The organism is uncultured Pelagibacterium sp. (assembly GCF_963972885.1).
Lineage (GTDB): Bacteria > Pseudomonadota > Alphaproteobacteria > Rhizobiales > Devosiaceae > Pelagibacterium > Pelagibacterium nitratireducens.
Window position 1 is genome coordinate 1 of the sequence record NZ_CAXAXY010000115.1, and the last position, 8,821, is coordinate 8,821.

The following is an 8,821-nucleotide window of genomic DNA, read 5'->3' on the forward strand; positions in this document are numbered from 1 at the left end:
GCCCACTTGCGTCAACATGCCTCCGTTCGTGAACGGCTGGACCGAAGAGCTTGATACCTGCCCGGCGGTCGATGTCGAGCGTGCGACAGAGCTGATGGCCGAAGCGGGATATCCCGATGGTTTCTCGGTCACCCTCGATACCCCCAATGACCGTTACGTCAACGACGAAGCCATTTCGCAGGCCTTTGTGGGCATGCTCGGCCAGATCGGCATCGATGTGACCCTGGCCTCGCGCCCGGTCGCCCAGCACTCTCCGCTCATTCTCAACAACGAGACGGATTTCTATCTCCTGGGCTGGGGCGTTCCCACCTTCGATTCGGCCTACAACTTCAACGATCTGGTTCACACCAAGGACGACGAATACGGCACCTACAATATCGGGCTCTATTCCAATCCCGAAGTCGATGAAATGATCGAATCGCTGGGCACCATGACCGATCTCGAGGCCCGTAATGGCGTGATCGCCGACATCTGGGCCCAGGTTCAGGAAGATCGCGTCTTCATCCCGGTCCACAATCAGGTTCTGGCCTACGCCATGCGCGACGACATGACCCTTGCCGTGCATCCGGAAAACCAGCCCTCCATGACCGGCGTGGTCTTCGAGTAAGACGGCTGTTCTGACACGGCGCCGCGCCACACTCTTGTGGCGCGGCGTTTTGTTTGCCCGGCTTTGCAAGGCTGGCCATTGTCGCTGGCCAATTTTCCGATAAAGTTCAAACGCAATGCACATGCGTCCGGGCGCTCCCGGGCTGCGGCGCAAAAGCGCTCACGGAGACCACATAAATGCTGGCCTTCATCTTAAAACGGCTCGGGCAATCGATACTCGTGATGCTCGCTGTCGCGCTGATCGCATTCGTCATGTTCCGCTATGTCGGCGATCCCGTTGCCTCCATGGTCTCCCAGGAAGCCTCGATTGCCGATCAGGAGCTCCTGCGTGAGCGCCTGGGGCTCAACGATCCGTTCTACGAGCAGTTCTTCCGCTTCATCGTCAACGCCCTGCAGGGCAATTTCGGCATTTCCTACCGCCTGCAGACCCCGGTTGCCGAACTCGTCATGTCGCGCCTGCCCGCCACCATCGAACTGGCGCTCACCTCGGCCGCCATCGCCCTGGTCTTTGGCATTCTGGCCGGCGTCTTTACCGCCCTTAACCGCAAGAACCCCGCCGCTGCCGCCATCATGGCGTTTTCGCTGATCGGGGTGTCGTTGCCGACCTTCCTGATCGGCATCGGGTTGATCTACATCTTCGCGGTCGAGCTGCAATGGTTGCCCAGTTTCGGGCGCGGCCAGGTCCTCGATCTGGGCTGGTGGACCACGGGCTTTTTCACCGAAACCGGCCTGCGCTCGATCATCTTGCCCGCCATCACCCTCTCTTTGTTCCAGATGACGCTCATCATGCGTCTGGTGCGCGCCGAAATGCTCGAAGTGCTGCGCCAGGATTATATAAAGTTCGCCCGCGCCCGGGGCCTTTCAAAGCGCGCCATCAATTTTTCGCACGCGCTCAAGAACACCATGGTTCCGGTCATCACCATCGCCGGCCTGCAACTGGGCTCGATCATCACCGGGGCGCTGATCACCGAAACGGTGTTCCAGTGGCCCGGCATCGGCTCGCTGTTTCTCTCTTCGGTCGCCGTCGTCGATGTGCCGGTCATGGCCGCTTATCTGATCTTTGTCGGCTTCGTGTTCGTGATCGTCAATCTCATCGTCGACATACTCTATTACGTCGTGGATCCGCGCCTGCGGATCGGCGCGGCAAAGGGGCACTGAGCCATGAACGACATCACCCCGACCGCCCCCAAGAGCCGCCTCGCCCGCATCGTCGATTCCGACATTTTCTATTCCTACCGCACCTCGCCGGTGGCCGTCGTCTCCTCGATCGTTGCCGCCGTTCTGATCCTTGCGGCAATCTTTGCGCCCTTTATCGCGCCCTACGACCCCTTCAATCCGCGCACGCTCAATCTCATGAACGGGTTCACCCCGCCCATGAGCGAGAGTTTTTCGGGCAGCTATTTCCTGCTCGGATCGGACCATCAGGGGCGCGACGTGTTCTCGGCAATTCTCTACGGCTCGCGCGTTTCGCTCATGGTGGGCCTGTCGGCCATCCTGTTCGCCATGCTGCTCGGCGTCACTCTGGGGCTGATCGCCGGCTATCGCGGCGGGCTGACCGACACCATCATCATGCGCATCGCCGACGTCCAGCTTTCCTTTCCCTCGATCCTGATCGCCCTTTTGATCTTCGGCATCGCCCGCGGCATCATTCCCCCCAACCAGCGCGAATCCATGGCGATCTTCGTTTTGATCTTTTCCATCGGGCTGTCCGACTGGGCCCAGTTCGCCAGAACGGTGCGCGGCTCGACAATGGTCGAGCGGCAAAAGGATTATGTTTCGGCTGCCCGCATCATCGGGGTCAAGCCGGTCTTCATCCTCATCCGTCACATCCTGCCCAATGTGCTCGGCCCGGTTCTGGTCATCGGCACCATCGGGCTGGCCCTGGCCATCATCGCCGAAGCAACGCTCTCTTTCCTCGGCGTCGGCGTTCCGCCCACCCAGCCCTCGCTGGGCACCCTGATCCGCATCGGGCAGCAGTTCCTGTTTTCGGGCGAATGGTGGATCCTGTTTTTCCCTGCCATCACGCTCGTGCTCCTCGCCCTGTCGGTCAACCTTTTGGGTGACTGGCTGCGTGACGCCCTCAATCCAAGGCTGCGCTGATGAGCCAACCTGTTCTTTCCGTCAAAGACCTTTCCGTCGTCTTCCACCTGCGGCGCGGCGATTTCACCGCCGTCAAATCCATCTCGTTCGACATCATGCCCGGCGAAGTGCTCGGCGTTGTGGGGGAATCGGGCGCCGGCAAATCCATGACCGGCACCGCCATCATGGGCCTGATCGATCCGCCGGGCGAAATTTCCTCGACATCGATTACGCTCAGCGGTGACCGCATCGACGGGCTCGACGAGGAAAGCCTGCGCAAGATCCGCGGCCGCCGCATCGGCATGGTCATGCAGGACCCGCTGACCTCATTGAACCCGCTGTTTACGGTCGGCGAGCAACTGATCGAAACCATCCGCCGCCATCTCCCGCTCAGCCAGGATGAGGCCCGCGCCCGCGCCATCGCGCTGCTGGCCGATGCCGGCATCCCCGATCCGCAAAACCGCATCGATTCCTACCCGCACCAATTCTCGGGCGGCATGCGCCAGCGCGTGGTGATCTCGCTTGCGCTGGCCGCCGAGCCTGAACTGGTCATTGCCGACGAGCCCACCTCGGCGCTCGACGTTTCGGTCCAGGCCCAGATCATCAAGGTCTTAAAACGCCTGTGCGCCGAGCGCGGCGTTGCCGTCATGCTCATCACCCACGATATGGGCGTCATCGCCGAAGCCGCCGATCGCATGATCGTCATGAACAAGGGCGAAATCGTCGAAACCGGCTCGGTGGGCGACATCATCAACCGCCCCAAAATGGACTATACGATCAAGCTGATCGAAGCCATTCCCTCGATCACCGCCCAGAACCCGCGCTATGCGGCGGCCGTCGCCAAGGGCCACAGCTTTGCCTCGGAAAAGACCGACGAACCCCTCGTCGTCGTCGACAATCTCACCAAGCAGTTCGACCTTTCCGGCTCGTTCCTGTCGCGGATCACCGGCCGCAACCGCAAGATCGTCCAAGCGGTCAATGGCGTGTCCTTTTCCATCCAGCGCGGCCAGACCTATGGGCTGGTCGGGGAATCGGGATCGGGAAAATCCACCTGCGCCCGCATGATGGTCGGTCTTCTGCCGCCCACATCGGGCACCGTAAGCCTCGAAGGCACCGACATCTGGTCCAAGGGCGCCGAAAAAAAGCGCCGCTCGAAAATCCAGATGATCTTTCAGGATCCCTATGCCAGCCTCAATCCGCGCTGGCGGGTGGGCGAAATCATCGCCGAGCCCATGCGGGCGCTGGGCATCGCTCGCAAACCCGGTGAAATCGCCGAGCGCGTCGCCGACCTGCTCGAACGCGTGCGGCTCGACCCGGTCTCCATGCGCAAATACCCCCACGAGTTCTCCGGCGGCCAGCGCCAGCGCATAGCCATTGCCCGCGCGCTTTCCAGCCAACCCGAATTCATCATCTGCGATGAACCCACCTCCGCGCTCGACGTCTCCGTTCAGGCCCAGGTGCTCGAGTTGATGAGCCGGCTGCAGGAAGAGTTCGGCCTCACCTATCTGCTCATCAGCCACAACCTCGCCGTCGTGCGCCAGATGGCCGATGAAGTCGGCGTCCTCCACAACGGCAATCTCGTCGAAACCGGCCCCGTCGAACAAATCTTCGGGGCCCCCCAGGCCGACTACACCCGCATGCTGCTCGACGCGGTCCCGGACATTTCCAAGGTGGCCTGACACCCGCCCAAAACCGGTCACAATTGAAGCGCCCCATCGGTCCTTGCGCCGGGGGGCGTTTTTCGTTGGGGACCCGTCATGCAATCTCTCTCCCGCATCGTTGCCGCGCTTTTGATCGCCGTTGGCCTGGCTCTCGCCGGCTGGCTCGGCGGACAGGCGCTCATCGAATCCCGACAGCCGATCCGCACAGTCACCGTCAAGGGCCTCTCCGAGCGCAACGTTACCGCCGATCTCGCCTATTGGCCGATCAAGTTCGTCGCCACCGGCCCGACCCTTGAAGATGCCCGCGCCCAACTCGAAACCTCCGACGCTGCGGTGCGCGACTTCCTCACCGGCGCCGGGTTCCCCGAAGGCTCGATGCAGGTCAACAACATCCTCGTCGAGGATCGCCTTGCCGGCTACAACGCATCCAACACCCCCGACACGGCCCGCTTCGTCCTGACCGAGGAATTCATGGTGACCTCGGGCGATGTCGAGGCTATCGCCGCCGCCTCGCGCGACATCGGCGACCTTTTGCGCGCCGGCGTGGTGTTTTCGTCAGACGCCTACAATGCCGGCCCGTCCTACGTCTTTACCGCGCTGACCGACCTCAAGACCGACATGCTCGCCGAAGCCACCCAACGCGCCCGCGAAGCCGCCCAGCAATTTGCCGATGATGCAGGCGCGCAGGTCGGCACCATCCAGACCGCCAATCAGGGCGTATTCGAAATCCTCGCCGCCGTCGAAATCCCCGATCAGCGCAGCGAGAAACAGATGGACAAGAAGGTGAGGGTGGTCACCACCATCACCTATTTCTTGGAGTGATGGCCAGTTCGATTTGGGTAAAGACCGGGCCGCTATTGCTTGATCTTGGCCGCAGATGCTGATGTCATGCCCATAAATGCCAAATGTTTCGGGGGGCGGTTTGAACGGTCAGGTTGTTGCATCGCTGGCGATTGTCGCCGCTCTTGTATGGGGATTGGCCTGGCTGTTGCCGATCATCGTCCGTGCCCTGCGCACGGGCGTGATAGAAGGCCGCAGCGGCTTTTATGACCGCAAAGCTAGCGGGGGCATGTATGCGCTCACGCTGGGTGTTTTCGTCGTCATGGCGCTACTGTTTATCTTGGGCTTGGCCGCCATGATCCGCTCAATCCTCGTTGGGATCGCATAGGGAAAATCCAGAGCCCTCTTTCACCTCTCCCTTGGGGGAGGTCGACGTGAAGCGTCGGGTGAGGGGGCCTTCCAGCCCAACCTCTCACGCTGCCGCACACACCCGGCACTCGCCCCGTATCTCCATCGTCGTGCGCTTGACCACGAACCCCTCCCGGTCCGCCCAGCCGTTCAGTCTTTCGCGCACCACATCGTCGGAAAACTCGCTCACCTGCCCGCATTTCTCGCAGATCGCAAAGGCGATCAACCCGGAATCATGGCAATGGGGCTGTGCGCAGGCAACGAACGCGTTCATCGATTCCAGCCGGTGCGCCAGTCCCATGTCGAGCAGTTTTTCGAGCGCCCGATAGACCTGCAGCGGCGCCCGCAAGCCGTCATCGCGCAACTGGTCGAGGATCGCATAAGCGCTCATCGGCGATTCGGCCTTTTCCAGCCGGTCGAGCACCAGCGACTGGTTGCGGGTGAGATCGGAATGCGCACTCATGTCTCAGGCGGCTCCCTTGTTGCCCAGCGGAACGATGGAGGTAATAGCAAAAACGCAAAGCGCCGCAACCACGATCGAGGGTCCCGATGGCGTATCGAAAGTAAGCGATGCCCACAAGCCCGCAAGCACGGCGGCGATCCCGCCCAGCCCGGCATAGATCGCCATCTGCTCGGGCGTATTGGCCAGCCGCCGCGCGGCGGTGGCGGGAATGATCAGCATGGCGGTGATCAGCAGCACGCCCAGAATCTTCATCGATATGGCGATCAGCCCGGCCAGCAGCACCATGAAGATCAGCCGCGTGCGCTCGGGGTTCAGCCCCTCGGCCTGGGCGATGTCCTCTGACACCGTCCCCGCCAGCATCGGCCGCCACAGCCACGCCAGAACCCCCAGAACGACGATCCCGCCGCCATAGATCACAAAAAGATCGCTCGCCGACACCGCAAGAATATCGCCGAACAACAGCCCCATCAGATCGATTCGCACATTGGGCATCAGCGATACCAGCACCAGTCCCAGCGCCAGCGCCGAATGGCTCAAAAGCCCCAAAAGCGAATCCGCCGACAGCGTGCCCCGGCGCTGCAAAAACGCCAGGATCAGCGCCACCATAACGGCTATGGCGAACACCCCCACCACCGGCGAAAACGAAAAGAACAGGGCCAGAGCGACACCAAGTATTGCCGAATGGGCCATCGTATCCCCGAAATAGGCCATCCGCCGCCAGACGATGAAACTGCCCAACGGCCCCGTCACCGCCGCCAGCCCCACCCCGGCGATCAGCGCGCGGGTGAAAAAACTCTCAAGCATGCTTGTGCCCCTCGCCCTCGTGCTCGCAATGGGGCCCATGCGCGTGATGGTCGAAATGGAGCTGTCCCTTGGCATCGCGCACCGACCCGTCCGGCAGATGCGCATGATCGTGCTCATGGCGATAGATCGCCAGCGTTTCCGCTGCCCGCGGCCCGAACAGCGCCGCATATTCCCCGCTCGCCGCCACGCTGTCGGGCGTGCCCTGGCAGCACACATGGCCATTGAGGCAGATCACCGTATCGGTGCGCGCCATCACCACATGCAGATCGTGGGAAATCAGAACCACCCCGCAGCCCGTCTCGTCGCGGATCCGTCCGATCAGATCGTAAAGCGCCACCTCGCCGGAAAAATCGACCCCCTGCACGGGTTCGTCGAGCACCAGAAGGTCGGGCCGCCCGATCACCGCGCGGGCGATCAGCGCGCGCTGAAATTCCCCGCCCGAAAGCGAATGCACCTGCGCCCGGGCCAGATGGGAAATCCCCACCATCTCAAGCGTTGCCGCGACCTCGGTTTTGGTCCGCCGCCCCGTCAGCCCCATCAACCGTTCCACAGTCATGGGCAGCGAGCGGTCCATGGCGATTTTTTGCGGCACATAGCCGATGGCAAGGTTTTTCGCGCGCCACACGCTGCCCTCATCGGGTTTGATGATGCCCAGAGCGGTCTTGACCGTTGTCGATTTGCCCGACCCGTTCGGCCCGATCAGCGTCACGATTTCCCCGCGCGCGATGGCCATATCCACCCCGCGCACCAGCCAGCGCCCGTCGCGCTTCACCCCGACGCCTTTAACCCTGACGATATCGTCGCGCTCGGGTGCGCTGAAATTTTTCATGCCCGATCCTGCCAGATGTGCATTGACTCAAACCGCAATGTTATAGCATTACATTGGTTGTGTAATATCATAACATAGTCGCACGGAGCCCTTCCGACAATGCCCAATAAAGCCTTTGCTCTTCTCGCACCCGCTGCCCTTGCGCTGTTCGCCGCCACCCCCGCGCTCGCCGCGCCCAATGTGGTCGCCACCATAAAGCCGCTGCATTCGCTGGTCGCAGGCGTGATGGAGGGCGTGGGCACGCCCGAGTTGCTCATTGAAGGCGCGGCAAGCCCGCACGGCTTTTCCCTGCGCCCCTCCGATGCCGGCAAGCTCGAAAGCGCCGATCTGGTCTTCTGGATCGGCGAGGATCTCGAAACCTTCCTCGACGGCCCCCTTGAAACCATCTCGGCCAACGCCACGAAAATCGAGATGATGGATGTCGAGGGCATGAATATCCTCGAGTTGCGCGAAGGGGGCCTCTTCGAAGCCCACGGCCATGGTGATGAGGGCCATGAAGCGCACGACGATCATGACCATGAGCACGACGAACACGCTCATGAGGACGATCACGCGGATGACCACGATCACGCAGACGATCATGACCACGCTCACGAGCATGGCGATGCCCATATCTGGCTCGACCCGCAAAACGCCCGTCTCATGGTCGCCGCCATCGCCGACGCCCTGATCGCCGTCGACCCTGAAAATGCGCAAACCTACAACGCCAATGGCCAGGCCCTCGCTGCCCGCCTCGATGCGCTGCAGGCCGAAATCGATGCCCGCCTCGCACCCGCCCGCGGCACGCCCTTCTTTGTCTTCCACGACGCCTATCACGCCTTCGAAGAAAGTTTTGACATCGAGGCAACGGGCTCGTTCACCGTCAATCCCGAGATCGCGCCGGGGGCAGGGCGGCTGACCGAAATCCGTGCAATTGTCGAACAGCAAGGCGCCGCCTGCCTTTTCGCCGAACCCCAGTTCTCCCCCCAGGTCATCGAGACCATCGCCGATGGCACCGGCGCCGGCATCGGCACCCTCGATCCCCTGGGCGCCGCCATCGCCGACGGCCCAGAACTGTACTTCACCTTGATGAACACGATGGCTGACAGCCTTCTCGATTGCCTCGCCGACTGAGCCGGTTTGCCTGCCGGACCCGGTTGCCGGGCATAGGGGCGGGGCGCCTCCGGGCACCCGCCCCGCTGCTTCTATCGA

10 protein-coding genes are annotated in these 8,821 nt (G+C 62.2%); 7 read left to right on the forward strand and 3 right to left on the reverse strand.

Annotation, left to right across the window (positions count from 1 at the left end; genetic code table 11):
* The 6 genes from AACZ55_RS14350 to AACZ55_RS14375 all read left to right on the forward strand — a co-directional run.
* Window positions 1–607 (forward strand): ABC transporter substrate-binding protein (locus tag AACZ55_RS14350; RefSeq protein ID WP_339647196.1); only part of this gene is annotated, 607 nt, incomplete at its 5' end.
* Between the two features lie 176 nt (window positions 608–783).
* Window positions 784–1,764 carry an ABC transporter permease gene (locus tag AACZ55_RS14355; protein ID WP_338608041.1) on the forward strand — a complete coding sequence of 327 codons (981 nt, stop codon included), beginning with the start codon at window positions 784–786 and terminating at the stop codon, window positions 1,762–1,764.
* A gap of 3 nt (window positions 1,765–1,767) precedes the next feature.
* The gene (locus tag AACZ55_RS14360) at window positions 1,768–2,706 is read left to right on the forward strand and encodes an ABC transporter permease (RefSeq protein ID WP_338608040.1); all 939 of its coding nucleotides are present in this window, start codon (window positions 1,768–1,770) and stop codon (window positions 2,704–2,706) included.
* Window positions 2,706–4,364 carry an ABC transporter ATP-binding protein gene (locus AACZ55_RS14365; protein WP_339647199.1) on the forward strand — a complete coding sequence of 553 codons (1,659 nt, stop codon included), beginning with the start codon at window positions 2,706–2,708 and terminating at the stop codon, window positions 4,362–4,364. The genes AACZ55_RS14360 and AACZ55_RS14365 overlap by 1 nt, the downstream gene beginning before the upstream one ends.
* A 78-nt stretch (window positions 4,365–4,442) precedes the next feature.
* A complete protein-coding gene (locus AACZ55_RS14370) occupies window positions 4,443–5,168 on the forward strand; it encodes an SIMPL domain-containing protein (RefSeq protein ID WP_339647201.1) in 726 nt (241 codons plus the stop codon).
* A gap of 100 nt (window positions 5,169–5,268) precedes the next feature.
* Window positions 5,269–5,514 carry a hypothetical protein gene (locus AACZ55_RS14375; protein WP_339647203.1) on the forward strand — a complete coding sequence of 82 codons (246 nt, stop codon included), beginning with the start codon at window positions 5,269–5,271 and terminating at the stop codon, window positions 5,512–5,514.
* Between the two features lie 84 nt (window positions 5,515–5,598).
* Here the strand turns inward: AACZ55_RS14375 and AACZ55_RS14380 are convergent, their stop codons facing one another.
* From AACZ55_RS14380 to AACZ55_RS14390, 3 genes are read right to left on the reverse strand one after another with little or no spacing between them, the layout of a single operon-like run.
* Window positions 5,599–5,997 (reverse strand): Fur family transcriptional regulator, encoded by a 399-nt coding sequence (locus tag AACZ55_RS14380; protein WP_339647205.1) that lies wholly within the window; start codon window positions 5,995–5,997, stop codon window positions 5,599–5,601.
* 3 nt (window positions 5,998–6,000) lie between these two features.
* Window positions 6,001–6,801: an iron chelate uptake ABC transporter family permease subunit gene (locus AACZ55_RS14385; protein WP_339647208.1), complete on the reverse strand. Its 801-nt coding sequence runs from the start codon at window positions 6,799–6,801 to the stop codon at window positions 6,001–6,003.
* The gene (locus AACZ55_RS14390) at window positions 6,794–7,630 is read right to left on the reverse strand and encodes a metal ABC transporter ATP-binding protein (RefSeq protein ID WP_339647211.1); all 837 of its coding nucleotides are present in this window, start codon (window positions 7,628–7,630) and stop codon (window positions 6,794–6,796) included. Before AACZ55_RS14390 ends, AACZ55_RS14385 begins: the two co-directional genes overlap by 8 nt.
* A gap of 99 nt (window positions 7,631–7,729) precedes the next feature.
* On the opposite strand from AACZ55_RS14390, the gene znuA reads away from it, so the two are divergent.
* Window positions 7,730–8,743, forward strand: a complete 1,014-nt coding sequence (gene znuA / locus AACZ55_RS14395; RefSeq protein ID WP_339647213.1) for a zinc ABC transporter substrate-binding protein ZnuA — start codon at window positions 7,730–7,732, stop codon at window positions 8,741–8,743.
* Window positions 8,744–8,821 lie beyond the last annotated feature (78 nt).

What these genes read in the sequence shown, in the direction of transcription:
- AACZ55_RS14365 (WP_339647199.1), top strand. Translation starts at nt 2,706, where the DNA reads ATGAGCCAACCTGTTCTTTCCGTCAAAGACCTTTCCGTCGTCTTCCAC.
- AACZ55_RS14385 (WP_339647208.1), bottom strand. Translation starts at nt 6,801, where the DNA reads ATGCTTGAGAGTTTTTTCACCCGCGCGCTGATCGCCGGGGTGGGGCTG.
- AACZ55_RS14355 (WP_338608041.1), top strand. Translation starts at nt 784, where the DNA reads ATGCTGGCCTTCATCTTAAAACGGCTCGGGCAATCGATACTCGTGATG.
- AACZ55_RS14360 (WP_338608040.1), top strand. Translation starts at nt 1,768, where the DNA reads ATGAACGACATCACCCCGACCGCCCCCAAGAGCCGCCTCGCCCGCATC.
- znuA (WP_339647213.1), top strand. Translation starts at nt 7,730, where the DNA reads ATGCCCAATAAAGCCTTTGCTCTTCTCGCACCCGCTGCCCTTGCGCTG.
- AACZ55_RS14390 (WP_339647211.1), bottom strand. Translation starts at nt 7,630, where the DNA reads ATGAAAAATTTCAGCGCACCCGAGCGCGACGATATCGTCAGGGTTAAA.
- AACZ55_RS14370 (WP_339647201.1), top strand. Translation starts at nt 4,443, where the DNA reads ATGCAATCTCTCTCCCGCATCGTTGCCGCGCTTTTGATCGCCGTTGGC.
- AACZ55_RS14380 (WP_339647205.1), bottom strand. Translation starts at nt 5,997, where the DNA reads ATGAGTGCGCATTCCGATCTCACCCGCAACCAGTCGCTGGTGCTCGAC.